The following is a 25,545-nucleotide window of genomic DNA, read 5'->3' as shown; positions in this document are numbered from 1 at the left end:
TCCCGTGACCACCATCGCCACCGCTTTTAACTCGTTGCCCCTGTCCGCTGCCATGTTGGCTAACCTCGACTCCCTCGGTTACGCCCAGATGACGCCGATTCAGGCGCAGAGCTTACCGGTGATTCTCAAGGGCATGGATCTGATCGCCCAGGCCAAGACCGGCAGCGGCAAGACCGCCGCCTTCGGCATCGGCCTGCTGAACCCGATCAATCCGCGCTTCTATGGCTGCCAAGCCCTGGTGATCTGCCCGACCCGCGAACTCGCCGACCAGGTCGCCAAGGAAATCCGCCGCCTGGCCCGCGCCGAAGACAATATCAAGGTGCTGACTCTTTGCGGCGGTGTGGCCTTAGGTCCGCAGATCGCTTCATTGGAACACGGCACGCATATCATCGTCGGCACTCCTGGGCGCATCCAGCAGCATCTGCGCAAGGGCTCGCTGGTCCTGCACGGCCTCAACACCCTGGTGCTCGACGAAGCCGACCGCATGCTCGACATGGGTTTCTACGACGCCATCGAGGAAATCATCGCCCAGCTTCCCGAGCGCCGGCAGACCCTGTTGTTCTCCGCCACCTACCCGGTGAGCATCAAGCAGTTGGCCGCCAAATTCATGCGCAACCCACAGCAGGTCAAGGCCGAGGCGCTGCATGCCGACAGTCAGATCGAACAGCGCTTCTACGAGATTGCCCCGGAAGATCGCATGGACGCGGTGCTCAAGGTGCTTAACCATTTCCGCCCAGCCTCCTGCGTGGCGTTCTGCTTCACCAAGCAGCAGGTCCAGGAAACCGTCGACACCCTGACCGCCAAGGGCGTGTCCGCCGTGGCCCTGCACGGCGACCTGGAACAGCGCGACCGCGATCAAGTCCTGGCGATGTTCGCCAACCGCAGCATCTGCGTGCTGGTGGCCACTGACGTGGCGGCGCGCGGCCTGGATATCGATGCGCTGGACATGGTGATCAACGTCGAGCTGGCGCGTGATTCGCAGATGCATATCCACCGCGTCGGTCGTACCGGGCGGGCGGGCGAGACCGGCCTGGCGATCAGCCTGGTAGCGCCGTCCGAAAGCCTGCGCGCACGGGCCATCGAGGAGGTGCAGAAATCGCCGTTGAACTGGGACCAGCTCGACAACCTCAAGTCCCAGGGCGGCGGTCCGTTGCTGCCGGCCATGAGCACCCTGTGCATCGCCGCCGGACGCAAAGACAAGGTGCGTCCGGGCGATATCCTCGGCGCCCTGACCGGCGACGCCGGGATTCCCGGCGCCCAAGTCGGCAAGATCGCGATCTTCGATTTCCAGGCCTATGTGGCGGTGGAGCGCGGTGTCGCCAAGCAGGCCTTGCAACGCCTGAACGACGGCAAGATCAAGGGTCGCTCGCTGCGCGTGCGGATTCTCTGAAAGAGGACATCGTTGTGCCCGCTACTGAAGTTGTGATCATCGGCGCCGGTGCCGCCGGCCTGATGTGCGCCTTTACCGCCGCCGCCCGTGGGCGCCAGGTGATGCTGATCGACCATGCCAACAAGGCCGGGAAGAAAATCCTGATGTCCGGCGGCGGGCGCTGCAACTTCACCAACCTGTACACCGAGCCCGGCAATTTTCTCTCGCAGAATCCGCACTTCTGCAAGTCGGCCCTGGCCCGCTACACCCAGTGGGATTTCATCGCGATGGTGGCCAAGCACGGCGTGCCCTATCACGAGAAAAAACTCGGCCAATTGTTCTGCGACAACAAGTCCAGCGACATTCTCGACATGCTCCTGGATGAATGCGAGCAGGCCGGCGTCAATCTGCGCCTGAACACCTCGATCCAGCACATCGAGAAACTCGAAAGCGGCTATCTGCTGCAAACCACCCTCGGCCAGATCAGTTGCCAATCCCTGGTCATCGCTACCGGTGGCCTGTCGATTCCGACCCTCGGCGCCAGCGGGTTCGGCTATCAGGTGGCCAAGCAGTTCGGCCACCGATTGTTGCCAACCCGCGCCGGCCTGGTGCCGTTCACCATCACCGATCAACTCAAGGCATTGTGCGGCGAGCTGTCCGGGACGTCGGTGGATTGCCTGGTGAGCTGCAATGACCAGAGTTTCCGGGAAAATATCCTGTTCACTCATCGCGGCCTCAGCGGTCCGGCGATCCTGCAGATTTCCTCGTTCTGGCAACCCGGTGATACCGTGCACATCAACTTGCTGGCGGACCACGACGCCCTGCAATGGTTGCAACAGCAACAGACCGAACGGCCCAACAGCGAGCTGAAAACCCTGCTCGGCGAACTGTTCACCAAGAAGATGGCCAACCTGCTGGCCGAACACTGGTTCGTCTCCAAGCCCATGAAACAGTACACCCCAGCGGAACTGGCCGAGGTCGCGGGCAAGCTCGGCGACTGGCAGGTGGTCCCCGCCGGCACCGAAGGCTATCGCACCGCCGAAGTGACCCTCGGCGGAATCGACACCCGTGAAGTCTCGTCCAAGACCATGGAGTCGCTGAAAACCCCTGGCCTGTATTTTATCGGCGAAGTGCTGGATGTCAGCGGCCATCTCGGCGGTTTCAATTTCCAGTGGGCCTGGGCGTCGGGCTACGCGGCCGCGCAATTCGTCTGACATGCCACTCGATCACCGAATAATTTTTTTCTGGAGATGAGTACCGCACCATTGCAACGCCGCGCGAACTCCCGCAATTTAGATCCATCGCTTAGCAGGCTCTCACTCCTTCATGGCATCGACTTCGTTCAACCAGTCCCTGCGCCGTCTCTGGGCATTGGATAAATTCAGTTATAGCGTTCGGGTGTTCATCGCCCTGACCGGCATTATGGCCCTGTGCTGGTTCCAGAACGAAATGAGGCTGCTGATCCCATTGTTCCTCGGGGTCATCGCCAGCGCCCTGGCCGAGACCGACGACAGTTGGCAAGGCCGTCTCAACGCCCTGGCGGTGACGCTGGTGTGTTTCAGCGTCGCGGCGTTTTCGGTCGAGCTGCTGTTCCCTTATCCGTTGGTATTCGTCGCGGCCATGGCTCTGGCGGCCTTCGGCCTGACCATGCTCGGCGCCCTGGGCGAACGCTATGGGGCGATTGCCTCGGCGACGCTGATTCTCTCGGTCTACACCATGATCGGGGTGGATTCGCGCGGTGGCGAAGTCAACAACCTCTGGCATGAACCCTTGCTGCTGGTAGCCGGTGCCGGCTGGTACGGCCTGCTCTCGGTGCTGTGGCAAGCGCTGTTTTCCAACCAGCCGGTGCAACAGAGCCTGGCGAAGCTGTTCCGCGAACTGGGCCATTACCTCAAGCTCAAGTCGTCGCTGTTCGAACCGATCCGCCAAATGGACGTCGAGGCTCGGCGCCTGGAGCTGGCCCGGCAAAACGGTCGGGTGGTCGCGGCGCTGAACACCGCCAAGGAAATCATTCTGCCCCGGGTCGGCAACGGTCGGCCGGGCTCGAAGGTCAGTCGCTACCTGAAGCTGTATTTCCTCGCTCAGGATATCCACGAACGCGCCAGCTCCTCACACTACCCGTATAACGCCCTGGCCGAAGCCTTTTTTCATAGTGATGTGCTGTTTCGCTGCCAGCGCCTGCTGCGTCAGCAGGGCAAGGCTTGCCAGGCATTGGCGGAATCGATCCAGTTGCGTCAGCCGTTCGTCTACGACGCCAGCTTCGCCGAAGCCCTGGGCGACCTGCACGCCTCGATGGAACACCTGCGCATCCAGAGCAATCCGGCCTGGCGCGGCCTGTTGCGCTCGCTACGAGCCCTGGCCGCCAACCTCAGCACCCTGGACCGCCTGCTCAGCGACGCCAGCAACCCCGAAAACCTGGCCGACGCCACTGACAGTAGCCTGCTGGACCGCTCGCCGCGCAACTTCAAGGACGTGCTGACGCGCCTGCGTACCCAACTGACCCCGACTTCGCTGCTGTTCCGCCACGCCCTGCGTCTGCCGCTGGCCCTGAGTATCGGCTACGGCATGGTACACCTGGTGCATCCGTCCCAGGGCTACTGGATCATCCTCACCACACTGTTCGTCTGCCAGCCGAACTACGGCGCGACCCGACGCAAGCTGGGCCAGCGGATCATCGGCACCGGCATCGGCCTGACCGCCGCCTGGGCGCTGTTCGATCTGTTCCCGAGCCCGTTGATCCAAGCCCTGTTCACCATCGTCGCCGGGGTGACATTCTTTATCAACCGCACCACGCGCTACACGCTGGCAACCGCCGCCATGACCCTGACGGTGCTGTTCTGTTTCAACCAGGTGGGTGACGGCTACGGCCTGTTCCTGCCGCGCCTGATGGATACCCTGCTCGGCGCCCTGATCGCAGGTCTGGCGGTATTTCTATTCCTACCGGACTGGCAGGGCCGGCGCCTGAACAAGGTACTGGCCAATACCCTGAGCTGTAACAGCTTGTACCTGCGCCAGATCATGCAGCAATACGCCCACGGCAAGGTCGACGACCTGGCCTATCGTCTCGCCCGGCGCAATGCGCACAATGCCGACGCGGCGCTGTCGACCACCCTGGCGAACATGCTGATGGAACCTGGGCATTTTCGTAAGGAAGCCGATGTCGGCTTTCGTTTCCTGGTGCTCTCGCATACCTTGCTCAGCTATCTCTCGGGGCTTGGCGCACACCGGGAAAACCAGCTGCCAGCGCAAGTCCGCGAGCATTTGCTCGACAGCGCCGGGGCGACATTGGCCGCCAGCATCGAGCAGATTGCCATTGGGCTGGCGAACAAGACTGCCATCGAGATCCACAGCGATGCCGAGGAGGCCCTGGCCAACGAGCTGGAACAGATGACGGACGAGACTGACGAGATACAGCGACTGGTGCAGACGCAACTGGCATTGATCTGTCGTCAGTTGGGGCCGTTGCGCACACTGGCGGCGCACTTGATCAAGGCACCCGAGCAAGGCTGAACTGAGATAGCCGAAAACGGTGAGAGCCGGCTTGATCCAGGCTGTGTTTGCCCAACCTTACATGCCATGCAGCTTGAGCAGGCGCTCGTAACTACCATCGGCCTTCATCGCGGCGATCTCACGATCGAAGTTCGCCACGATCTGTTCATGCCTCGGGTTCTTCAGGCTGACCAGGATATGCAGGCTGTTCTCGCTCAGCGGCTTGGGCAAAAACTCCACTGCAGCGCGCACCCGTGGTGTTTCGCTTTTCAGGTAATAACGCGCCACATACTCGTCCTCCAGGGTCAGCTTCACACGACCCGCCGCGAGCATGCGCACGGCCATGGCGAAGTTGTGCACTGGGATCTTCTGCAACTGGGCGTCCGCCTCGAAGTCCGGGGAATAGGCATAGTCACGCACCACGGCAACCGGAAACGCATGCAGTTGCCGCAGAGTGTCGTAGGTGATGGACGAGTCCTTGCGCTTGAGAAAACGCACGCGGTTGAGCAGGTACTCGCTCGAGAACTGTCCCAGCAAGGTTCTGTCCTTGGAGTACCAGGCATTGATCAGCACATCATAACGCCCTTCGCCAAGCCCTTTGAGGGCTCGCGCCCAAGGTACCTGCTCGAAGTCGCTGGCGTAACCGGCGCGGGCCAGGGCCGTGCTGACGATATCGGTTGCCAGTCCGCCATTGACCAGGGTCGCGTCGGTGAACGGCGGCCAAGTATCGGCCACCAGGCGCAATTTTTCCGCAGTAGCGCTCTGTGTCAGCAGCAGCCATCCAAGCAAAGCAAACGCTCGAAGCAGTCGCGACATGCCAAAAAATCCTTAGCGGGCGGGTCTGCCCTGTGCAGTGAACCGAAGCCCAGGGGCCGGGCGAAGGCAACTGGCCATCTCCCAGTTCCTAACATTAGCTCATCGGCGCCGCGACAAATGCCCTGCAAAGCAGATTACCCAAAGATGACGAGACCGAGCAAAATCAATCATCTCATTTGACCGTCATTCAAAAAATGACCCAGCGGCCCATTTATGCTCCCTAGCGAGCGGTGGTTGGTTCCGCGAGGTAACCGGCTTAGTATCGGTACTGGATATTGGCATCAGGCTGAGCACTATGACAACCGACTGGATCTGCAAACACCACAGCGACCTGGGTAAGGAGCAACTCTACGCCGTCCTGCGACTGCGGACCGAGGTCTTCGTGGTCGAGCAAAAATGTCCCTACCAGGAGGTCGACGGACTCGACCTGGAGGGAGACACCTGTCATTTGATGGGTTGGCAGGATGATCGGCTGACGGCTTACCTGCGCTTGCTCGACCCGCCATCGCCAAGTGGCGACGTGGTGATCGGGCGAGTAGTGATCGCACCGCAGGCCCGGGGACTCGGGCTGGGGCATGAATTGATGACGCAGGCACTCAAGCACGCCGCAAAGCGGTGGCCGGAACAGCCGATCTACCTCTCGGCCCAGGCCCATCTACAGGACTACTACGCGCGCTATGGCTTCGCGGTGGTGGGCGAGGCGTATCTGGAAGATGACATCCCGCACATCGGCATGCGCAAAGCCTGAGACCGTTCAGGGGTACCCCAGCACCTGCTTGATCGACGCCAGGTTGCGCTCGACCCAGGTCTTGTCGATCGCCCCCCAACTATGGATCCGGTAGCGCCCGGCATGATTGCGGGCGCCCTCTTCCTGCTCGAACTCACAGAGAATATCCAGGTCCGCCAAGGCCACGATGGTGTCCTGGGCGGTGCGCCGCGGCATGCCGGTCGCTTCGGTCAACATCGGCACGCTGCAGGCGACCCCGCTATCGATCAACCAAGCCACATACAGCCGGCGATAGAAACTGCTCTTGGTCTTGCTGACATCCATCCGAAAACCCTTATCGGTCGCTTAATCGGCCACAATGGCCTTGCCTTGGAGATCTCGCCAGGTCAGATAGATCCGTAGGTCGAACTCCAACTGGTGATACCCCGGCTGCATGTATTCGCACAACTGGTAGAACGCCTTGTTGTGATCGCTTTCCTTGAGATGCGCCAGCTCGTGCACCACGATCATCTTGAGAAACTCGGGCGCCGCCGCCTTGAACAGCGCAGCGATGCGAATCTCTTTCTTGGCCTTAAGCCTGCCACCCTGCACCCGCGAGGTCGCCGTGTGCAAGCCAAGGGCGCGATGGGTCAGATCCAGGCGATTATCGAACAGCACCTTGTCGAGGGTCGGGGCATTGCGCAAGTGCTCCTGCTTCAAGGCCAGGACGTAGCTGTACAGTGCCTTGTCGCTCTGCACCGCATGTCGGTCGGGATAACGCTGGCCCAGATAGGCGCCCAGCTTGTCCTGGGCGATCATCTGGCGCACCGAGTCCTGCAAGGACGTGGGATAGGCTTGAAGGTATTTCAGCGCGGTCATGGAAGGCCGTTACGTGCATTGAACAAGGCCGGCAGTGTAGCGAATTCAACTGCCCAATGCGCTCCAGTCGAATACCGGACCGAATCCACTGGCATCCTTGGCGGTCAGTGGGCGGGCGACCAGGAAGCCCTGGACAAAGGGACAGCCATTGGCTTTCAGCCACTGCGACTGCTCCAGGGTCTCCACCCCTTCGGCGATCACCAGCAGGCCGAACTGCTGGCACAGTTCGATCACGCTACGCGCCAGTGCCGCATCCCGTGGCGAGTCGAGAATCTTGGCGATCAGGTGGCGGTCGAGCTTGAGGGTGTCCAACTCCAGATCCCGCAGGTGATTCAGTGAACAATGACCGGAGCCGAAATCATCCAGGGCCACCCGCATGCCCAACGCGCGAATCCGCCGCAACTGTTTGCGCGAGGCTTCGAAATCATGCATCAGCGCCGCTTCGGTGACCTCTACCTCAAGCTGGCTGGGGCGCAGGTCGTGGCGCTCGATCACTTCCTGCAGTTCCTCGACCAGATTCGACATACAGAACTGCGTGGCACTCAGGCTCACACTCAACACCAGCTCATCGGCGAACACTCCGTTCCAGGCATGGCGCTGGGTCGCCGCCTGGCGATAGATCCAACTGCCCAGGCGGCTGATCAAGCGGACCTCCTCCAGCAACGGCAGGAACAATCCCGGCGGCACATCGCCGACACTGGGATGGTGCCAGCGCAACAGGGCTTCGAAGCCACGCAGCCGGCCATCCTCCAGGGACACCTGAGGCTGATAGACCATTTTGAATTCCTGGCCCTCGATAGCCGAACGAACACTTTCCTCGAGCATCAGCCGTGAACGGGCCCGTCCGTTCATCTCATGATCGTAGTAGCGATATTGCTGGCGCCCGGCGCGTTTGGCCTCATACATGGCAATGTCCGCCGCTCGCAACAGGCCATCAAGGTTGGCACCGCAATCGGGATAGGTGGCGATACCGATGCTGACTCCCAGAGTCATGTCCATGCCGTCGATCTGCTGACGGATCGACACTCGCTCGATCAATCTTTCCGCGACCTTCGCCGCCTGCTCCGGGCGCTCCAGATCGAGCAACGTGGTGAATTCGTCACCGCCCATGCGCGCCACGATATCGAAGGGTTTGAGACAGACCTTCAATTGCTCCGAAACCCAACGCAGCACGCGATCGCCGGCTTCGTGCCCGAGGGAGTCGTTGACTCGTTTGAAGCTGTCGAGGTCCAGATACATCAACACCAGCGACTTGCGGCTGGGGTCGCAACGCAACAGGGTGTTTTCCGCGGTCCGGTAAAACCCCCGACGGTTGAGCAGGCCAGTCAATGGATCGGTCACCGCCTGAAATTCCAGTTGTTGATGCAGATGATGCACCACCGACATGTCGAGCACGGTGACCACCATCGCGCGCTGATCCGCCGGCAACGGTGCACAGGACATAGCCACCGGCAGCGATTTTCCATCGCTGGTGCGCAGCAGCGCGTCGTGCAGGCGATAGATTTCCCCCTTGCGATAACCTTCGTGCAACGGGCAGTTCAGCCATTCGGGAAAGTGTGGTTGCTGCAGGAAATTCAGGAACGGCATCCCAATCAACAACGCCAGCGGTGCGTTGAGCAGACGGGAAATCGCCGGGTTGGCAAAACCGATATTGCCTTCATCATTGACCACCAGAATGCCTTCCGCGGCATTCTCCAGCACCGACGCATTGAAGGCTCGGGCCGCTTCCAGATCGCGGGTCAGTTGCTGCAAGGCCCGACGATTGCGCTGCTGTTCAAGCAGCGCCTGAACCTTGGGCCTGAGGATATCCGGGTTGAAGGGTTTGAACAGATAGTCCACCGCACCACTGGCATAGCCCTTGATCACGGCATCCAGGGACTGCTCATTGGCGGTGAGGAAGATAATCGGAGTCAGGCGAGTACGTTGGCTGCCGCGCATCAGGCGAGCGACTTCAAAACCGTCCATGCCGGGCATCTGCACATCCAGCAATACCAGATCGATCTCCTGCTCAAGCAGCACGGTCAGCGCTTCGATACCGGAAGCCGCCGTGACCACCTGCCAGTCCTGGCGCTCCAGTAACGCTCGCATGCTGAGCAGGTTTTCAGGATAGTCATCGACCACCAAAAGGACAGAATTGCTATCACCAGCCTTAACTTGCGCGCAATCCATGCTGCTCCTCTATGTTCAGGGAACTCTACCGGAGGTCAGACAGAAAACCGGATAATTGACAAGGACAACTCTAGTTCGGGTTCGCGCAAAAAGCAGTGACCATTGCGCCACCATTCACAACCAGTGTCGATATCCCGACTAACGGTCGATGAAAATGATTCGGGCATTCAATCGACGGAGGTGATTTTCACCGCCACACAGCAATAGCATTTTGCCAATCCGACCAACGGTTATTAGTGCAAGTCGAAGCCCGCCGGGCTCTGCACATTTCGTCGGTGTTTTGGCGTCAACCGTTCGCCGGTCTGACGTTAACAAACCAGCTTTCACCCCGTATAAAGAGTGTTCAAATCTCCAGGCTAAAGCAGTTTGTCTGAATTTTCTCAGATGATGTGCCTATGCCCGTGCGTATTACGTTTTACACGGGAGACACCCACCATGATCGATCTGACGACCTGGAATCTTAGCGTACCTGTCGGTACACCACCCGAGACCATCGACACACCCAAATTAGTAGAAGGTTTCAAGAATCAGTACTTTCACTCAGACACCGGCACCTTGTTCTTCTGGTCGCCCGTAACCGGCTCCAAGACCCAAAACGCCATCTACCCACGTAGCGAGCTACGGGAAACCTACGCTGACGGAAGCGTGCACAACTGGCTCTACGGCGAAGCCAACAATTACCTGCGCGCAGCCCTGGCGGTGAACCAGGTACCGTCATCGGGCAAGATCGTTATCGGCCAGATCCATTCATACAATAGCACCAAGCCCATGCTCAAGGTCGAGTACCAATACAGTGACAGCCGCCAGACCGGGATTATCGTGGTGAAAATCCGCAGTAACCCGGACGACAGCGAAGGCCGCGTCATCCAGATCGCCGACAACGTGCCGCTGGATAAAAGCTTTACCTACCTGATTCACCTCAGTCCCGGCGGTGCCTTGAGCGTGCATGCCGCCGGCGCGGCGTGGTACACCCAGGTCGGCAGCACCTGGCGCGACAAGCCGCTGTACTTCAAAGCCGGGGTCTATGTACAGGACAACACCGGGTATACCAGCGAAGGCGGAATGGTGACGTTCTACAAACTGATTATCGAACACCAGAAGAGTTGAGGGCGTGTTCGCCGGGCCCACCGGCCAATGGCCCCGAACTTCAAATCGGGGCTGAATGACAGACGCCGCATCAGGGCTTGATGGTGACAGGGGCTTGCCCCTTGGGTTTTGGTGTCACTTCGGCAGGCGGCACTACGACAGGCGGTACCTTGACAGGCGCCGGGCCTTTGGGCTTGATATCGACTTTCTTGTCTTTGCTGCTCATAACGGTTTACTCCTCTATCGAGACCTGGAATTACAGAGTGCCATGGCAACAACTCATCGACCACTGTCATATTTGACAGTTTATTATATTATTTAACACTACTCTCTAGATCATCCTCTTCTACTACGTTCATGAAATATCATTTCATGCTTTCTGCGGCTATTTACTATTCGGAAACCGTCTATAAACCTGTCACTTCTGACAGTAGCCCAACTTACACAACCCCACCAATATAATCAGCAACCCTCAGGCGTGCCTTTTGCCTGTCGGCCGGTCTAAGCGCCACTCTTCGCTCGTCCCCTCGGCACTACGCCCGCAGATCGAAACTTGCAAAAGGAATGTCAGCATGGAAGATGAAACTACTCCTCGTGACACTGAAGTTCCCGAACAGGCATTGGGTGCCCCTGGAGGCGCTGAAAGGATAGATAATGGCCTTTATAAAATCTACACGGATCTAACTAGCTCAATGCTGGTGGATATGGCACTCAGCGCCGATGGCAACCGCGCCCACAATGTCAAACTGTATCGTGACAATCCGGCCCCCGAGTCCACCTGGGAATTCCATTTCGATCATATCAAGCAAGGGTATTTGATTATCAATGGAAAGAACCAGAGTCGGGTACTGGAGCCCAGCGGCGATAATGTCGTTGCCGCCCCCATGACACTCGATACACGGCAATTTTGGACGTTGAAGAAAGCGGGGACCCAACTCTTCTATATCGAAAACAAAAGCAACGGCAAAGTGCTAGACGTTAATGGATCTAACACGGCGGAAAATACCAACATTATCGCTTACACTTATGGAGGAACGAAAAACCAGAAATTCAAGCTGGTAAAGGCATGAAGCGCTCCCCGACTGGAGCCCAGACACCGTGACATCGTATTCATGGGCACCGATGCCGATCAGTGGGCCATCGGGTCATCGTTGAGAAAGAGGCGCCGGTTGCCGAGGTATTGGCGCATGACCCGGTTCAACGATTTTGTCGCATGAAGGGCACACGCTGTCGGTCATATTTTCCAGAATCGAGTATCAACGACAGACGGAGGCAGATATGAAATGGGCCTTGGTGATGGCGTCCAGTACCGGTGGTTTCTATGTGAGCGAAATCAAGGAGTCGGAACACAAGCCGGCCTATCATCCGACCCATATTCGGGCCTGGCGCTGGATCGCCGTCGATCCCTCGGTAGAAGTGTACGTGGGCGATGTCTGGCGGGGCCATTCCTTTCGTTCGCCACAGGTCGGACAAAAGAAGGATCACCACAACCTGGAATAGATCTGGCGGACACTTTGCATCCGCCCGATCAATCGACGCGAATAAAAAAACCGTCTTGCGACGGCTTTTTCATAAACCCGGAAATGGCTTAATTGACCTTAGCGTTCAACTCACCTTTGAGGTAGCGCTGGAACATCGCTTCTAGGGAGATCGGCTTGATCCTGGAGGCGTTGCCAGCCGTACCGAAAGCTTCGTAACGGGCAATGCACACATCGCGCATGGCGGTCACGGTGGCGCCGAAGAATTTGCGCGGGTCGAACTCGCTCGGATGGGTAGCCATCAGACGACGCATCGCCCCGGTGGACGCCAGGCGCAGGTCAGTGTCGATGTTGACCTTGCGCACACCATGCTTGATACCTTCGACGATTTCCTCGACCGGCACGCCGTAGGTTTCCTTTATGTCACCCCCATACTGATTGATGATCGCCAGCCACTCCTGTGGAACCGAAGACGAACCGTGCATCACCAGGTGGGTGTTGGGGATGCGCTTGTGGATTTCCTTGATACGGTCGATCGCCAGCACGTCACCGGTCGGCGGCTTGGTGAATTTGTAGGCGCCGTGACTGGTGCCGATGGCGATGGCCAACGCATCAACCTGGGTCTTCTTGACGAAGTCGGCAGCTTCTTCCGGGTCCGTCAGCATCTGGCTGTGGTCCAACACGCCTTCGGCGCCGATACCGTCTTCTTCACCGGCCATGCCGGTTTCCAGCGAGCCCAGACAGCCCAATTCGCCCTCTACCGACACACCACAGGCGTGAGCCATGGCCACGGTTTGCTGGGTGACACGGACGTTGTACTCGTAGTCGGTTGGGGTCTTGCCATCTTCGCCGAGAGAGCCGTCCATCATGACCGAGCTGAAGCCCAGTTGGATGGAGCGCTGGCAGACGTCCGGGCTAGTGCCGTGGTCCTGGTGCATGCACACCGGAATGTGCGGGAACTCTTCGATAGCCGCCAGGATCAAGTGCCGCAGGAACGGCGCGCCAGCGTATTTGCGGGCGCCGGCGGAAGCCTGGACGATCACCGGAGAGTCAGTCTTGTCAGCGGCTTCCATGATGGCGCGCATCTGCTCAAGGTTGTTGACGTTGAAGGCTGGAACGCCGTAGCCGTACTCGGCTGCGTGGTCCAGCATCTGGCGCATGCTGATAAGTGCCATTGTGTATGTCTCTCCCGGACGAGGGTCGTTAATCGTGCAAGCCTGCCGGAGCGGCGGCTGCTATTCAAGTTATTGCCGATCAGGGGCCTTACAGGCTCGACCGATCAAATCGTTGGTGGCGACCCAGTAGACCAGGCCCTCATCATCTTTTTTATGAAATGCCAACACGTTGTCGCTATACAGCACGCCGCTGTCGACCGCGCCGACCTCGGGTTTCAAACGGTACACCTGCTCGGCACCGCCGAGGCGCACGTCGACCGACTTGCCCGCGCTGTCGGCGTAACGCCAGAACACCTGCGCCTGACTGTCGCAGACCCAGCGGGTCCAGTTATCCGTCGGCGATGTCGAGGAGGACAGGTTGAAGCCGGCGCAACCGCCAAGCAGTGCCAGTGAAGCGAGGGCAATAAAGCCTTTCATGCCGGTTCCTCGACTGACGGCCCTGGCCGCCAGTACTGCCTGTAGTGAATCTGACCCGTCAAGGGCAACCCTGTTCCCGGGCCCCGGACGATGCGTCGTATTTTTCCAGTCCGTCCGGCCCCAGGCGCCCGTTCAGCACCGGCGCGGTCTGCGCCTGCCAATCGGCCTGGTAACAACCTTTGCCGCCAGCCGGAGCGCCCTCAGTCGCCGGCCCGCCCCCGGGCGTGCTGGCACAACCGGCCAACACCCCCACCAGGATCAGCAGCACGAATAGCCTGACCATATGAAAACTCCCTTTCAACGGCCTATGCTACCTCAGGCCCTGGCGCGCTTTTCCAGCACTTCCACGGCCGGCAGTACCTTGCCTTCGACGAATTCGAGGAAGGCACCGCCACCGGTAGAGATATAGGAAATATCCGAAGCGACACCATATTTGTCGATGGCCGCCAGGGTGTCACCGCCACCGGCAATGGAGAATGCCGCGCTGTCGGCGATGGCCTGGGCCAGCACCTGAGTGCCATTGCCGAACTGGTCGAATTCGAAAACACCCACCGGACCGTTCCACAGAATGGTCCGGGACGACTTCAGCAACTCGGCGAAATTCGCCGCAGTCTGCGGGCCGATATCCAGGATCATGTCATCGGCGGCTACGTCTGCGATCGGCTTGACAGTGGCCACAGCGCTTTCGGCAAATTCCTTGGCAACCACCACGTCGACCGGCAACGGTACATTGACCTTGGCGGCGATGGCACGGGCGGTGTCCAGCAGATCAGGCTCGTAGAGCGATTTGCCCACCGGGTGACCCGCAGCGGCCAGGAAGGTGTTGGCGATGCCGCCGCCGACAATCAACAGGTCGCAGATCTGGCTCAGGCTGTTCAGTACATCGAGCTTGGTCGAAACCTTAGAGCCGGCGACGATGGCGGCCATCGGCTTGGCCGGCGCGCCCAGGGCCTTGCCCAGGGCCTCCAGTTCTGCCGCCAGCAGCGGCCCGGCAGCGGCGACCTTGGCAAACTTGGCCACGCCGTGAGTCGAACCCTCGGCGCGGTGCGCGGTACCAAAGGCGTCCATCACGAACACGTCGCAGAGCGCGGCATATTTGTGCGCCAGCTCGTCGGCGTTGTTTTTCTCGCCCTTGTTGAAGCGCACGTTCTCGAACAGCACGATGTCGCCGGCCTTGACCTGGACACCGTCCAGGTAATCGGCCACCAGCGGCACATCACGGCCCAAGGCTTTGCTCAGGTAGTCGGCGACCGGCTTGAGGCTGTTCTCGGCCGAGAACTCGCCTTCGGTCGGGCGACCCAGGTGCGAGCAGATCATCACGGCGGCGCCTTTTTCCAGGGCCAGCTTGATGGTCGGCAGCGAGGCCAGGATACGCGCATCGCTGGTGACAACACCGTCCTTGACAGGGACGTTGAGGTCTTCGCGGATCAGTACGCGCTGACCTTGCAGATCGAGGTCGGTCATCTTCAACACGGTCATGGATCACAATCTCTGGTTTACGGTTTTTGGTGAACCACGTTCAGGTAATGCCCTGCAACGTCGATCATTCGGTTGGCAAAACCCCACTCGTTGTCGAACCAGGCCAGCACGTTCACCAGCCTCGGGCCGGACACGCGGGTCTGACTCGCATCGACAATCGCCGAATGTGGGTCATGGTTGAAATCACAGCTGGCATGGGGCAGCTCGGTGTAGGCCAACAGGCCCTTGAGCGGACCGCTGGTAGCGGCTTCGCGCAGGATCCGGTTGACCTCCTGGGCATCGGTATCGCTGACGGTCTGCAGGGTAATGTCCAGGCACGACACGTTCACCGTCGGCACCCGCACCGCTTTGGCCTGGATTCGTCCGGCAAGTTCCGGCAGCAGGCGCTCGATACCTCGGGCCAGGCCCGTGGATACCGGGATAATCGACTGGAACGCCGACCGCGTGCGGCGTAGGTCTTCAGCGTGGTAGGCATCGATTACCGGCTGGTCGTTCATCGCCGAGTGAATCGTGGTGATGGACACGTACTCCAGGCCGATGGACTGATTGAGCAGGCGCAACAGCGGTACACCGCAGTTGGTGGTGCAGGAAGCGTTGGACACCAGCAACTCGTCACCGGTCAAGCAATCCTGATTGACACCGTAGACGATGGTGGCATCGACATCGGTCTCGCTGGCCATCGGTTGAGAGAACAGCACCCTGGGTGCCCCGGCAGCCAGGAAACGCTCGCCATCTTCACGAGTGTGGTAAGCGCCGGAGCACTCCAGCACCAGATCGATGTCCAGCGCGGCCCAGTCGATCGCTTCTGGAGTGGCACTGCGCAAGACTTTCACGCTATGCCCATTGATATGCAAACAATCGTCCTCGACCCGTACTTCGCCGGGAAAGCGACCGTGAGTGGAATCGAAACGCGTCAGGTATTGAAGGCTGGCCAGGTCGGCCAGATCGTTCAACGCAACGATTTCAAACCCGGCCTGCGCCCCTCGCTCGAACAACGCACGCAGGACACAACGACCGATACGGCCGTAGCCGTTGAGTGCAACTCTGTAGGGACGCAGTTGGGGCATGGGGATCTCGCCGAAGCTTGAACATCAAGAACCCACGCAAAGGCGTGGATTTTTTTGCAAACGGGTTCGAGCACGAACCCGGTAGTGATCCATCACTGACCGAGCGCCTTCGCAAACAAGCCCGGCGCCTGCGAAACCGAGTCGTACAGCCATCTGGTGAACGACTCAAACCTCTAGGCGCAGGGCTTGCCCGCGAAGACCTCAGTCCGGACGAGCAATATCCGGTTCTTAGCCTTCCAGCAGCTCTTCAGCCTGGCCCAGGATGTTCTCCAGGGTGAACCCGAACGCTTCGAACAAGGCTGGCGCGGGCGCCGACTCACCGTAGGTGGTCATACCGATCACGCGGCCTTCCAGACCCACGTACTTGTACCAGTAGTCGGCGTGCGCGGCTTCGATGGCGATACGCGCGCCCACTTGCAGCGGCAACACCGCCTGCTTGTAGCTGGCATCCTGGGCATCGAACACGCTGGTGCACGGCATGGACACCACGCGCACCTTACGGCCCTGATCGCTCAGTTTGTCGAACGCCTGCACCGCCAGGCCGACTTCCGAACCGGTGGCGATCAGGATCAGCTCCGGCTCGCCCGAGCAATCCTTCAACACATAGCCACCCCGACCGATACTGTCGATCTGCGCCGCATCACGCTGTTGGTGCTGCAGGTTCTGTCGCGAGAAGATCAGCGCCGAAGGGCCGTCCTTGCGCTCGATGGCGTGTTTCCAGGCCACGGCGGATTCCACCGCGTCGGCAGGACGCCAGGTGTCTAGGTTCGGCGTGCAACGCAGGCTTGCCAGTTGCTCGATCGGCTGGTGGGTCGGGCCGTCTTCACCCAGGCCGATGGAGTCGTGGGTGTAGACATGGATCACGCGTTTCTTCATCAACGCCGACATGCGCACGGCATTGCGCGCGTATTCCATGAACATCAGGAAGGTCGCGCCATAAGGCAGCAGGCCGCCGTGCAGGGTGACGCCGTTCATGATCGCGGTCATGCCGAATTCACGCACGCCGTAGTACATATAGTTACCGCTGGCGTCTTCAGCACTGACGCCCTGGCAACCTTTCCACAAGGTCAGGTTGGAACCCGCGAGGTCAGCCGAACCGCCGAGGAGTTCGGGCAACAGCGGACCGAAGGCATTCAAGGTGTTCTGGCTGGCCTTGCGGCTGGCGATGGTTTCGCCCTTGGCCGCGACCTCGGCAATATAAGCCGAGGCCCTTTCCGAGAAATCGGCCGGTAACTCGCCGCTCAGACGCCGCACCAGCTCATTGGCTTCAGTCGGGAAGGCCACGGAGTAGGCCGCGAAACGCTGGTCCCACTCGGCTTCGACGGCGCGCCCGGCTTCCTTGGCATTCCACTCGGCATAGATGTCGGCCGGAATTTCGAACGGGCCGTGGTTCCACTTCAGCGCCGCACGGGTCAGGGCAATCTCCGCGTCACCCAGCGGAGCGCCGTGGCAGTCCTCCTTGCCTTGCTTGTTCGGCGAACCGAAGCCGATGGTGGTCTTGCAACAAATCAGGGTCGGCTGCTCACTCTTGCGCGCGGTCTCGATGGCGGTCTTGATCTCTTCCGGATCGTGGCCGTCGACGTTGCGGATCACCTGCCAATTGTAGGACTCGAAACGCTTCGGCGTATCGTCGGTGAACCAGCCCTCAACTTCTCCGTCGATGGAGATGCCGTTGTCATCGTAGAAGGCGATCAGCTTACCCAGGCCCAGAGTGCCGGCCAGAGACGCGACTTCATGGGAAATACCTTCCATCATGCAACCATCACCGAGGAACACATAAGTGTGGTGGTCGACGATGTTGTGGCCGGGGCGGTTGAACTGAGCAGCCAGGACTTTTTCCGCCAGGGCGAAGCCAACGGCATTGGCCAGGCCTTGACCGAGCGGGCCAGTGGTGGTTTCAACGCCTGGGGTGTAGCCGTACTCCGGGTGACCTGGGGTGCGGCTGTGCAACTGGCGGAAGTTCTTCAGGTCGTCGATGGACAAGTCGTAGCCGGTCAGGTGCAGCAACGAGTAGATCAGCATCGAACCATGGCCGTTGGACAGGACAAAGCGGTCACGGTCGGCGAAGGATGGGTTGCTCGGATTGTGCTTCAGATAATCGCGCCAAAGCACTTCGGCGATATCCGCCATGCCCATGGGGGCACCGGGATGGCCGCTGTTGGCTTTTTGCACGGCATCCATGCTGAGGGCACGAATGGCGTTGGCACGCTCACGACGGCTGGGCATCACTGATCTCCTGGGGCTTGAATAAAACGAAACAGAAAAAGGCGAGCATTTTCTCTCAGGGAACGCCCTCGGGGCAATGATAGATAATCGCTCGGCCATGTTTTTCCTGCCGATAGTTGCGCATTGCACGGGGGAAACCTTTGCGCGACTCGTCTGTATAGACACGGGCGGAGGAGAAAGTGCCATTTATCGTGCAATATCAAAACTTTTTGATATTGCACTTGCGAGACGCTCCGACGCTCACTAGACTGCTGGCCTTATGAACCTACGTGCACCTGCCCCGCGTCATGATCACTGCGACGAACTGTCCATCCTGTGCAAGGCTGGCGGCGACCCGTTGCGGCTCAATGTATTGCGGGCACTGGCCAATGATTCGTTCGGGGTACTGGAGCTGGCGCAGATCTTCGCCATCGGTCAGTCCGGCATGAGCCATCACCTGAAAGTGCTGGCCCAGGCCGATCTGGTCGCTACCCGTCGCGAAGGTAATGCGATTTTTTACCGTCGAGCCCTGCCTCACCCCGAGCTGCCCGGTGGCAAGCTGCATGCTGCCCTGCTCGACGAGGTGGATAACCTCCAACTGCCGGGCGAAGTGCAGGCACGCATCGCCCTGGTCCACGGACAGCGTGCAGCCGCCAGCCAGGACTTTTTCTCACGGGTTGCGGAGAAATTCAGCGCCCAGCAGGACCTGATCGCCGGCTTGCCGCAATACCGCGAAAGCATCCTGGCCCTGCTCGACAAACTCAGCTTCGACCCTGGCGCCAGGGCCTTGGAAGTGGGCCCAGGCGATGGCGGTTTCCTGCCCGACCTGGCGCGACGTTTCCAGCAAGTTACGGCGTTGGACAATAGCCCGGTGATGCTCGAACTGGCGCGCCAGCTATGCGAACGCCAATCACTGACTAATGTCAGCCTGCAGTTGGCCGATGCATTGCTGGGCCACAATATCCAGGCCGACTGCGTGGTCCTGAATATGGTCTTGCATCATTTTGCCGCGCCAGCCGAGGCCCTCAAGCAAATGGCCGCGCTGCTGCGGCCTGGCGGCAGTCTGCTGATAACCGAATTGTGCAGCCACAACCAGAGTTGGGCCAGGGAGGCCTGCGGTGATCTGTGGTTGGGGTTTGAACAGGAAGATCTGGCCCGTTGGGCCACTGCTGCGGGGCTCATGCCCGGGGACAGCCTCTATGTAGGCTTACGTAATGGTTTCCAGATCCAGGTTCGCCACTTTCAGCGACCGGCTGGCACCACTCAACATCGGTAAATTCAGGAAAACCATCGATATGAGCGAATATTCCGTTTTCACCTCCGAGTCCGTGTCCGAAGGGCACCCGGACAAAATCGCCGACCAAATCTCCGATGCGGTGCTGGACGCCATCATCGCCGAAGACAAGTTCGCCCGCGTCGCGTGCGAAACCCTGGTGAAAACCGGTGTCGCCATCATCGCTGGCGAAGTGACCACTTCGGCCTGGGTCGACCTCGAAGACATCGTGCGTAACGTGATCCTCGACATTGGCTACAACAGCTCCGACGTCGGTTTCGACGGTGCGACCTGCGGGGTGATGAACATTATCGGCAAGCAGTCAGTGGACATCGCCCAGGGCGTTGATCGCAGCAAGCCGGAAGACCAGGGTGCCGGCGACCAGGGCCTGATGTTCGGCTACGCCAGCAACGAAACCGTGGAACTGATGCCAGCGCCGATCGCATTCTCGCACCAACTGGTGCAGCGCCAGGCCGAAGCGCGTAAATCCGGGCTGCTGCCATGGCTGCGCCCGGACGCCAAATCGCAGGTGACTTGCCGTTACGAAGGCGGCAAAGTCGTTGGCGTCGATGCTATCGTTCTATCGACCCAGCACAATCCCGACGTGTCCTACAATGACCTGCGCGAAGGCGTGATGGAACTGATCGTCAAGCACGTCATCCCGGCGAAACTGCTGACCAAGGACACTCAGTTCCATATCAACCCGACCGGCAACTTCATCATCGGTGGCCCGGTGGGCGACTGTGGCCTGACCGGTCGCAAGATCATCGTCGACAGCTACGGCGGCATGGCCCGTCACGGCGGCGGCGCATTCTCCGGCAAGGACCCCTCGAAGGTTGACCGCTCCGCAGCCTATGCCGGTCGCTACGTGGCCAAAAACATCGTTGCCGCCGGCCTCGCCGACCGCTGCGAAATCCAGGTTTCCTATGCAATCGGCGTCGCTCAACCGACTTCGATTTCATTGAACACCTTTGGCACTGGCAAGATCAGCGATGACAAGATCATCAAGCTGGTTCGCGAAATCTTCGACCTGCGCCCATACGCCATCACCACCATGCTCGACCTGCTGCACCCGATGTACCAGGAAACCGCAGCCTACGGCCACTTTGGACGCACCCCGCAGCAGAAGACTGTCGGCAACGACACCTTCACCACCTTTACCTGGGAAAAAACCGACCGTGTGGATGCTCTTCGAGCCGCCGCCGGCCTGTAATGTCGCCTGCGTTACCAAAGCCCTCCCTGGTCGGCCAGGGAGGGCTTTTTCATGCTGCCTCGGCGGCTGAAACAAACAGACTCAAAACCTGCAGACGCCCAGCCATATTGCCAGGACCCAGGCCACGGCGCCGGGCGACCCGTTCGAGCAAAGCGACATACGGGGTAAGAAAACCTAGCCCGCCACGGCGCTTTTTTTCGCCCGGACTGATCTAGGCTGTGTTTTTTAGTCGAGCAAGGATGCTCTGGTATGCGTGTTTTCCATGGTTGGATATGTCTGGCATGGTGCTTCAACGCCTATGCCGGTCAATGCCCGGAATGGCCAGCGGAACGCGCCCGACGCGAAGCCGATGCCCTCCGGCAACAACTGGCGCGCTGGGACGAGCGCTACCATCGCCAGGGCATTTCGCCAGTGGCCGACGAACTCTACGATCAATCCCGCCAGACCTTCGAGCACTGGCGTCGATGCTTCGCCCTGCCGCGTGAGCCAGCGGACGAGCCGTTGCTCAAAGCCCGTGGAACCCTTGCCCACCCAATCCCCCATACCGGGCTGGACAAGCTGCCGGACGACGAGTCGGTTCGGGCGTGGATGAAGGACCGCGAGGACCTGTGGATTCAACCTAAGGTCGATGGCGTTGCCGTGACCCTGGTTTATCACCAAGGCCGACTGCATCGGGCCATCAGTCGCGGCGATGGACTCAAGGGCCAGGACTGGACCGACAATGCGCGCCGGATCGCCGCCATCCCGTCGCAACTGCCGCAACCCGTGGACCTGCTGTTGCAGGGAGAGTTGTACTGGCGCCTGGTGAACCATGTACAAGCCCAAGACGGTGGCCTGAATGCCCGTAGCAAGGTCGCGGGGCTGATGGCACGGCACCAGCTCCCAGCCACGGAGGCCGAAAGTATCGGCCTGTTTGTCTGGGACTGGCCCGACGGGCCATCGACCCAACTCGAACGCCTGCAAGGCCTGAGCGCTCTCGGCTTCAGCGACAGCGAAACCTACAGTCAACCGATCAAGCAGTTTGCCGAGGCACGGGACTGGCGCGACTACTGGTATCACCAGCCGCTGCCCTTCGCCAGCGACGGCGTGGTGCTGCGCCAGGGCCAGCGACCAGCGGCACAACGCTGGCAAGCCCGGCCACCTCATTGGAGCGTCGCCTGGAAATACCCGCATGTCCTGGCATTGGCCCATGTTCGCAACGTCAGCTTCAAGATCGGCCGTACCGGACGCATCACGCCGATGCTCGAACTGATCCCCGTGCGCCTGGATGACCGGCACATCCAGCGAATCAGCGTCGGCTCCCTGCAACGCTGGCGCAAGCTGGATATTCGCCCTGGCGATCAGGTAACCATCAGTCTTGCCGGCCTGACCATCCCACGCTTGGAGGGTGTGGCCTGGCGCAGTGTGGAGCGAGAACCGGTCGACGTTCCCGATCCGGATGATTTCCATGCATCGAGCTGCTGGCAAAACAGCCCCGGCTGCGAAAGCCAGTTCCTCGCCCGCCTGATATGGCTGAGCGGCAAACAAGGCCTGGAACTGCCACACCTGGGTCGTGGCACCTGGGAAAAGCTGATTCAGGCTGGCCGTTTGCAACACCTGCTCGATTGGCTGACCCTTGATGCTCGAGAGCTTGCTAACATTGCAGGCTTCGGTGCAAGCCGCAGCCTGCAATGGCTCGACAGTGTGCAGGTGGCTCGGCAACGGCCATTCGAACGCTGGCTCAAGGCGCTGGGGCTGCCGGCGCCCGCCGGTATCAGATTGGCTGGCACCTGGCCTGGGCTGGCCAGTCGAACCACCGAAGACTGGCAGGCACAACCTGGGATCGGACCCATGCGAGCCGCGCAACTGAGTGCCTTCTTCCGCGATCCACAGGTAATGGCCCTGGCTGAGTCGTTACGTGCCGCCGGGGTCGATGGGTTTTGAGGTCAGCATTGCCCACTGATCCGGATCTGCCATAAAAAAGCGGATTGGTTTTATTGATTCATTACTCTTTTCATTATTTTTTCAACACGGAGTTCTTCATGAAATTTCTCTCACCGCTGACTCTCTTCACCTTGTGCAGCGTGATGGTCGCCCCGCTCCTGGCAGCCGAAGAACAACTCGAACTGACCGGCTGTGCCGCCAAACGCCAGGCCATCGGCAGTCAGCTCGAAATTGCCAAGGCCCAAGGCAACAGCGAGCAGCAGGCCGGTCTGGAAAAAGCCCTGGATGCAGTGACCACCCATTGCACCGAGGCCTCACTAAAAAAGGAGCGAGAAACCAATGCGCTCGAAGCCAGGCACGAAGTCAGCCGCCGTCAGGCCGACCTCGACAAAGCGATGAAAAAAGGCGATCCGGACAAGATCAACAAGCGCAAGGAAAAGCTGGCTGAGTCGCGCAAGGAGTTACAGGGCGCGCTGGATGAGCTGGACAAGTGACGCGCCATCGGCCCGCGCGGCCAGCGAATCAGTGATCGCGAAACTCTTTATGACAAGCACCACAGGCGTTTTCGACTTTCTCTACCGCAGGCTTGAGGGTGCTCGCCTGGTAGGGTTGGACCTGGCTGGCGATCACCAGTTGGCCGGTAGCCTCTTCCAGCGAGCGCGCCAGCTCCTGGAAACGCGCCTGCTTCTGCCAGACCTCGGCCTTGGCACTGGTATGCTCCGTTTCCTTGACCTGCGGGAAATGCTGCCACGGTTCGTGGGACAAACCTTCAAGCTTGCTCGCACCCTCGGCAAACCGCGGACCGTCGAAGGGGATACGGCCGCGCAACATGCCACCCAGGTCTTCACTGGTCTTGAGCATCTGTTTGAAAATGGCCTTGCGCTGACCCAGTGGCGAGTTCGGATCAATGCCGCCACAGGCAACTAGGGTGAAACAGGCCAGCAATACCACGGGAAATCTTTTAAGCGTCATGATGGCTTCAGGTCATGGGAGACGGCGGTCAGTATCCTCGCCTCGACCTCAAAGACCAATAGGCCCAAGGGCCAATATCCTTACTAACTGAATGGGCTACCTGCACAACGACTGAACGGGTAGTGACTCAAGGAATACGCTTGCTGATGAACACCACTTTCAAACGCCTGGGCTGGAGTATTTTCGCGCTGGCCCTGCTCGCCGGCTGCAATGGCAAGGACAACCAGCCCCACGAGCCGATGACCACCTACGTCAAAGCAGATTGGGACGCCTTGCCGAAGGTTGCCGATGCCGACCTGCTGGCCGGTTTTGCCTCATGGCGCAGTGCCTGTACCCGGCTGAAGAACGACGCCCACTGGGCAACGACCTGTGCCGCCGCCGCCACTGTGACAGAAACACCCACCGCCATACGCGCCTTCCTCCAGCAGAACCTTGAGGTCTATGGGCTGCGTTCCGCGCAAAACAGTGCCGATGGGCTGATCACCGGTTATTACGAACCGGTCTATCCCGGCAGCCTGACCCGCACCGTCAACGCTTCGGTGCCTGTCTATGGCGTACCCGACGATCTGATCATCGTGCAACTGGACAGCCTCTACCCCGAGTTGAAAGGCAAGCGTCTGCGCGGACGCCTGGACGGTCGGGTCATCAAGCCCTATGACGATGCGGCGCTGATCGCTACCCAAGGCGTCAAGGCGCCGGTGCTGGCCTGGCTGACCAACCCGATGGACCTGCAATTCCTGCAGATCCAGGGCTCTGGCCGCATCCGCCTGGACGACGGCAGGCAACTGCGAATCGGTTACGCCGACCAAAACGGCCACCCTTATCGTGCCATCGGTCGCTGGCTGGTGGAGCAAGGCGAACTGAAGAAAGAAGACGTCACCATGGGCACCATCGCCGCCTGGGCCAAAGCGCACCCAACGCGCATCCCGGAGCTGCTGGGCAGCAACCCAAGCTATGTGTTCTTTGCCCGCAACCCGGACAGCAACGAAGGCCCACGCGGCTCGCTGAACGTGCCCCTGACCGCCGGCTACAGCGTGGCGGTGGACCGCAAGGTGATTCCGCTGGGCAGTCTGTTGTGGCTGTCGACCACCAAGCCCGATGGCAGCGCCCTGGTCCGTCCGGTGGCCGCCCAGGATACCGGCGGGGCGATTTCCGGCGAGGTGCGGGCCGACCTGTTCTGGGGCACAGGCGATGCCGCCGGGCAACTGGCGGGAGACATGAAACAGAAGGGCAATATCTGGATGCTCTGGCCTAAAGGCATGGCCTTGCCGCAAACGTCTGCCGTAGGGAGTTGAATCGGCTCAAAGAGGGTGACGAGGCAAGGCGACACCCTCTTTGCCGCTCACACCAAGGGAAACCAGCCTCTCGCAATCAGCGCCACCTCGGCACACTTATACCGACCAGCCCCTCTTCACCTCCCCCAAAAGAACATTCCGAATTATTTTTGGGATGGATCTGACAGTTATTCCTTTTCCGCTTTGTTAGCGTCTACCTCGATTTAAATTTGCCTGGCTCGGCCTGGCGCGAATTTATTGCGCTTGGAGTTGCTCTGCCAGCGCGCCCAAGCCTGTCCTAGCTGGGCAAAAAACAACAATAAAAACTGCGTCCTCGACAACCTACGCCGAGACCTCCAGAGCAAGGAAGTAGGCCCATGGCACCACCTCCATCCGCATATTTCAACCTCTCCAATTCCGATGCCTCCAGCCAGGGCTGGGCGGGCATGCCCTCACACTCCCGATCACCGCGTCCTGTACGCCGCGGTGATAAGCCCAATCAGTGACCCGGAAGGGAAAACCTCATGACCGACCCTGACATCGTTGTCCCCGTTG

Annotated in this window: 24 protein-coding genes; 12 read left to right on the top strand and 12 right to left on the bottom strand. The window is 60.0% G+C overall.

From position 1 onward, the window contains the following. Positions 1–52: 52 nt before the first annotated feature. The 3 genes from dbpA (at position 53) to yccS (ending at position 4,879) form a co-directional block, all read left to right on the top strand. On the top strand, positions 53–1,390 hold the full coding sequence (gene dbpA, locus BMX68_RS18170) for an ATP-dependent RNA helicase DbpA (protein WP_244159639.1): 1,338 nt from the start codon (positions 53–55) through the stop codon (positions 1,388–1,390). 14 nt (positions 1,391–1,404) lie between these two features. Continuing rightward, positions 1,405–2,583 (top strand): BaiN/RdsA family NAD(P)/FAD-dependent oxidoreductase, encoded by a 1,179-nt coding sequence (locus tag BMX68_RS18165; RefSeq protein ID WP_026012972.1) that lies wholly within the window; start codon positions 1,405–1,407, stop codon positions 2,581–2,583. A gap of 112 nt (positions 2,584–2,695) precedes the next feature. Beyond that, positions 2,696–4,879, top strand: coding sequence for a YccS family putative transporter (gene yccS / locus BMX68_RS18160; RefSeq protein ID WP_017130043.1), 2,184 nt, complete (start codon positions 2,696–2,698; stop codon positions 4,877–4,879). Between the two features lie 57 nt (positions 4,880–4,936). Here the strand turns inward: yccS and BMX68_RS18155 are convergent, their stop codons facing one another. Next, positions 4,937–5,674 carry a substrate-binding periplasmic protein gene (locus tag BMX68_RS18155; protein WP_017130044.1) on the bottom strand — a complete coding sequence of 246 codons (738 nt, stop codon included), beginning with the start codon at positions 5,672–5,674 and terminating at the stop codon, positions 4,937–4,939. Between the two features lie 295 nt (positions 5,675–5,969). Here BMX68_RS18155 and BMX68_RS18150 point away from each other — a divergent pair, with 295 nt between their 5' ends. Continuing rightward, the gene (locus BMX68_RS18150) at positions 5,970–6,422 is read left to right on the top strand and encodes a GNAT family N-acetyltransferase (protein ID WP_017130045.1); all 453 of its coding nucleotides are present in this window, start codon (positions 5,970–5,972) and stop codon (positions 6,420–6,422) included. Positions 6,423–6,428: 6 nt separating this feature from the next. Here BMX68_RS18150 and BMX68_RS18145 read toward each other — a convergent pair whose 3' ends face one another. The 3 genes from BMX68_RS18145 to BMX68_RS18135 are packed head-to-tail and all read right to left on the bottom strand — an operon-like array spanning position 6,429 to position 9,428. Then, positions 6,429–6,725: a winged helix-turn-helix domain-containing protein gene (locus BMX68_RS18145; RefSeq protein WP_017130046.1), complete on the bottom strand. Its 297-nt coding sequence runs from the start codon at positions 6,723–6,725 to the stop codon at positions 6,429–6,431. A gap of 21 nt (positions 6,726–6,746) precedes the next feature. After that, complete coding sequence (locus BMX68_RS18140) at positions 6,747–7,259, bottom strand: M48 family metallopeptidase (protein WP_017130047.1); 513 nt, start codon at positions 7,257–7,259, stop codon at positions 6,747–6,749. 45 nt (positions 7,260–7,304) lie between these two features. Further along, a complete protein-coding gene (locus BMX68_RS18135; RefSeq protein WP_017130048.1) occupies positions 7,305–9,428 on the bottom strand; it encodes a putative bifunctional diguanylate cyclase/phosphodiesterase in 2,124 nt (707 codons plus the stop codon). A gap of 435 nt (positions 9,429–9,863) precedes the next feature. On the opposite strand from BMX68_RS18135, the gene BMX68_RS18130 reads away from it, so the two are divergent. Continuing rightward, positions 9,864–10,535 carry a polysaccharide lyase family 7 protein gene (locus tag BMX68_RS18130; protein ID WP_017130049.1) on the top strand — a complete coding sequence of 224 codons (672 nt, stop codon included), beginning with the start codon at positions 9,864–9,866 and terminating at the stop codon, positions 10,533–10,535. 70 nt (positions 10,536–10,605) lie between these two features. Here the strand turns inward: BMX68_RS18130 and BMX68_RS26440 are convergent, their stop codons facing one another. Then, a complete protein-coding gene (locus BMX68_RS26440; RefSeq protein WP_017130050.1) occupies positions 10,606–10,740 on the bottom strand; it encodes a hypothetical protein in 135 nt (44 codons plus the stop codon). A gap of 346 nt (positions 10,741–11,086) precedes the next feature. Here BMX68_RS26440 and BMX68_RS18125 point away from each other — a divergent pair, with 346 nt between their 5' ends. Further along, entirely contained in the window at positions 11,087–11,584 is a 498-nt protein-coding gene (locus tag BMX68_RS18125) for an RICIN domain-containing protein (protein ID WP_017130051.1), read from the top strand. A 208-nt stretch (positions 11,585–11,792) separates the two neighbouring features. After that, a complete protein-coding gene (locus BMX68_RS18120) occupies positions 11,793–12,014 on the top strand; it encodes a hypothetical protein (protein ID WP_017130052.1) in 222 nt (73 codons plus the stop codon). An 88-nt stretch (positions 12,015–12,102) separates the two neighbouring features. On the opposite strand, the gene fba is transcribed toward BMX68_RS18120, so the two are convergent. The 6 genes from fba to tkt form a co-directional block, all read right to left on the bottom strand. Then, positions 12,103–13,167, bottom strand: coding sequence for a class II fructose-bisphosphate aldolase (fba, locus tag BMX68_RS18115; RefSeq protein ID WP_060781866.1), 1,065 nt, complete (start codon positions 13,165–13,167; stop codon positions 12,103–12,105). Between the two features lie 69 nt (positions 13,168–13,236). Then, positions 13,237–13,584: an MliC family protein gene (locus BMX68_RS18110; RefSeq protein WP_017130053.1), complete on the bottom strand. Its 348-nt coding sequence runs from the start codon at positions 13,582–13,584 to the stop codon at positions 13,237–13,239. 58 nt (positions 13,585–13,642) lie between these two features. After that, positions 13,643–13,867, bottom strand: a complete 225-nt coding sequence (locus tag BMX68_RS18105) for a hypothetical protein (protein WP_017130054.1) — start codon at positions 13,865–13,867, stop codon at positions 13,643–13,645. 32 nt (positions 13,868–13,899) lie between these two features. Beyond that, a complete protein-coding gene (locus BMX68_RS18100; protein WP_017130055.1) occupies positions 13,900–15,063 on the bottom strand; it encodes a phosphoglycerate kinase in 1,164 nt (387 codons plus the stop codon). Positions 15,064–15,080: 17 nt separating this feature from the next. Then, positions 15,081–16,130, bottom strand: coding sequence for an erythrose-4-phosphate dehydrogenase (gene epd, locus BMX68_RS18095; protein WP_060781862.1), 1,050 nt, complete (start codon positions 16,128–16,130; stop codon positions 15,081–15,083). A gap of 228 nt (positions 16,131–16,358) precedes the next feature. After that, positions 16,359–18,356, bottom strand: a complete 1,998-nt coding sequence (gene tkt / locus BMX68_RS18090; RefSeq protein WP_017130057.1) for a transketolase — start codon at positions 18,354–18,356, stop codon at positions 16,359–16,361. Between the two features lie 259 nt (positions 18,357–18,615). On the opposite strand from tkt, the gene BMX68_RS18085 reads away from it, so the two are divergent. The 4 genes from BMX68_RS18085 (at position 18,616) to BMX68_RS18070 (ending at position 23,238) form a co-directional block, all read left to right on the top strand. Continuing rightward, positions 18,616–19,611 (top strand): ArsR/SmtB family transcription factor, encoded by a 996-nt coding sequence (locus BMX68_RS18085; protein ID WP_017130058.1) that lies wholly within the window; start codon positions 18,616–18,618, stop codon positions 19,609–19,611. 19 nt (positions 19,612–19,630) lie between these two features. Beyond that, positions 19,631–20,821 (top strand): methionine adenosyltransferase, encoded by a 1,191-nt coding sequence (metK, locus tag BMX68_RS18080; protein WP_017130059.1) that lies wholly within the window; start codon positions 19,631–19,633, stop codon positions 20,819–20,821. A gap of 249 nt (positions 20,822–21,070) precedes the next feature. Beyond that, a complete protein-coding gene (ligB, locus tag BMX68_RS18075; protein ID WP_017130060.1) occupies positions 21,071–22,744 on the top strand; it encodes an NAD-dependent DNA ligase LigB in 1,674 nt (557 codons plus the stop codon). A 98-nt stretch (positions 22,745–22,842) separates the two neighbouring features. Further along, positions 22,843–23,238 carry a DUF1090 domain-containing protein gene (locus tag BMX68_RS18070; RefSeq protein ID WP_017130061.1) on the top strand — a complete coding sequence of 132 codons (396 nt, stop codon included), beginning with the start codon at positions 22,843–22,845 and terminating at the stop codon, positions 23,236–23,238. Positions 23,239–23,266: 28 nt separating this feature from the next. Here the strand turns inward: BMX68_RS18070 and BMX68_RS18065 are convergent, their stop codons facing one another. Continuing rightward, positions 23,267–23,716: a c-type cytochrome gene (locus BMX68_RS18065; RefSeq protein ID WP_026012973.1), complete on the bottom strand. Its 450-nt coding sequence runs from the start codon at positions 23,714–23,716 to the stop codon at positions 23,267–23,269. A gap of 146 nt (positions 23,717–23,862) precedes the next feature. On the opposite strand from BMX68_RS18065, the gene mltA reads away from it, so the two are divergent. Next, positions 23,863–25,011: a murein transglycosylase A gene (mltA, locus tag BMX68_RS18060; RefSeq protein ID WP_017130063.1), complete on the top strand. Its 1,149-nt coding sequence runs from the start codon at positions 23,863–23,865 to the stop codon at positions 25,009–25,011. Positions 25,012–25,545 lie beyond the last annotated feature (534 nt).

It is taken from the genome of Pseudomonas agarici (genome assembly GCF_900109755.1).
In the GTDB taxonomy this organism is placed as follows: Bacteria; Pseudomonadota; Gammaproteobacteria; order Pseudomonadales; family Pseudomonadaceae; genus Aquipseudomonas; species Aquipseudomonas agarici.
Note: the sequence above shows the minus strand (reverse complement) of the source record. Positions and strands in the feature narration are given on the sequence as shown.

What these genes read in the sequence shown, in the direction of transcription:
- yccS (WP_017130043.1), top strand. Translation starts at nt 2,696, where the DNA reads ATGGCATCGACTTCGTTCAACCAGTCCCTGCGCCGTCTCTGGGCATTG.
- ligB (WP_017130060.1), top strand. Translation starts at nt 21,071, where the DNA reads ATGCGTGTTTTCCATGGTTGGATATGTCTGGCATGGTGCTTCAACGCC.
- BMX68_RS18155 (WP_017130044.1), bottom strand. Translation starts at nt 5,674, where the DNA reads ATGTCGCGACTGCTTCGAGCGTTTGCTTTGCTTGGATGGCTGCTGCTG.
- dbpA (WP_244159639.1), top strand. Translation starts at nt 53, where the DNA reads ATGTTGGCTAACCTCGACTCCCTCGGTTACGCCCAGATGACGCCGATT.
- BMX68_RS18145 (WP_017130046.1), bottom strand. Translation starts at nt 6,725, where the DNA reads ATGGATGTCAGCAAGACCAAGAGCAGTTTCTATCGCCGGCTGTATGTG.
- tkt (WP_017130057.1), bottom strand. Translation starts at nt 18,356, where the DNA reads ATGCCCAGCCGTCGTGAGCGTGCCAACGCCATTCGTGCCCTCAGCATG.
- BMX68_RS18105 (WP_017130054.1), bottom strand. Translation starts at nt 13,867, where the DNA reads ATGGTCAGGCTATTCGTGCTGCTGATCCTGGTGGGGGTGTTGGCCGGT.
- metK (WP_017130059.1), top strand. Translation starts at nt 19,631, where the DNA reads ATGAGCGAATATTCCGTTTTCACCTCCGAGTCCGTGTCCGAAGGGCAC.
- fba (WP_060781866.1), bottom strand. Translation starts at nt 13,167, where the DNA reads ATGGCACTTATCAGCATGCGCCAGATGCTGGACCACGCAGCCGAGTAC.
- mltA (WP_017130063.1), top strand. Translation starts at nt 23,863, where the DNA reads ATGAACACCACTTTCAAACGCCTGGGCTGGAGTATTTTCGCGCTGGCC.
- BMX68_RS18110 (WP_017130053.1), bottom strand. Translation starts at nt 13,584, where the DNA reads ATGAAAGGCTTTATTGCCCTCGCTTCACTGGCACTGCTTGGCGGTTGC.
- BMX68_RS26440 (WP_017130050.1), bottom strand. Translation starts at nt 10,740, where the DNA reads ATGAGCAGCAAAGACAAGAAAGTCGATATCAAGCCCAAAGGCCCGGCG.
- BMX68_RS18150 (WP_017130045.1), top strand. Translation starts at nt 5,970, where the DNA reads ATGACAACCGACTGGATCTGCAAACACCACAGCGACCTGGGTAAGGAG.
- epd (WP_060781862.1), bottom strand. Translation starts at nt 16,130, where the DNA reads ATGCCCCAACTGCGTCCCTACAGAGTTGCACTCAACGGCTACGGCCGT.
- BMX68_RS18120 (WP_017130052.1), top strand. Translation starts at nt 11,793, where the DNA reads ATGAAATGGGCCTTGGTGATGGCGTCCAGTACCGGTGGTTTCTATGTG.
- BMX68_RS18070 (WP_017130061.1), top strand. Translation starts at nt 22,843, where the DNA reads ATGAAATTTCTCTCACCGCTGACTCTCTTCACCTTGTGCAGCGTGATG.
- BMX68_RS18125 (WP_017130051.1), top strand. Translation starts at nt 11,087, where the DNA reads ATGGAAGATGAAACTACTCCTCGTGACACTGAAGTTCCCGAACAGGCA.
- BMX68_RS18135 (WP_017130048.1), bottom strand. Translation starts at nt 9,428, where the DNA reads ATGGATTGCGCGCAAGTTAAGGCTGGTGATAGCAATTCTGTCCTTTTG.
- BMX68_RS18085 (WP_017130058.1), top strand. Translation starts at nt 18,616, where the DNA reads ATGAACCTACGTGCACCTGCCCCGCGTCATGATCACTGCGACGAACTG.
- BMX68_RS18140 (WP_017130047.1), bottom strand. Translation starts at nt 7,259, where the DNA reads ATGACCGCGCTGAAATACCTTCAAGCCTATCCCACGTCCTTGCAGGAC.
- BMX68_RS18065 (WP_026012973.1), bottom strand. Translation starts at nt 23,716, where the DNA reads ATGACGCTTAAAAGATTTCCCGTGGTATTGCTGGCCTGTTTCACCCTA.
- BMX68_RS18130 (WP_017130049.1), top strand. Translation starts at nt 9,864, where the DNA reads ATGATCGATCTGACGACCTGGAATCTTAGCGTACCTGTCGGTACACCA.
- BMX68_RS18100 (WP_017130055.1), bottom strand. Translation starts at nt 15,063, where the DNA reads ATGACCGTGTTGAAGATGACCGACCTCGATCTGCAAGGTCAGCGCGTA.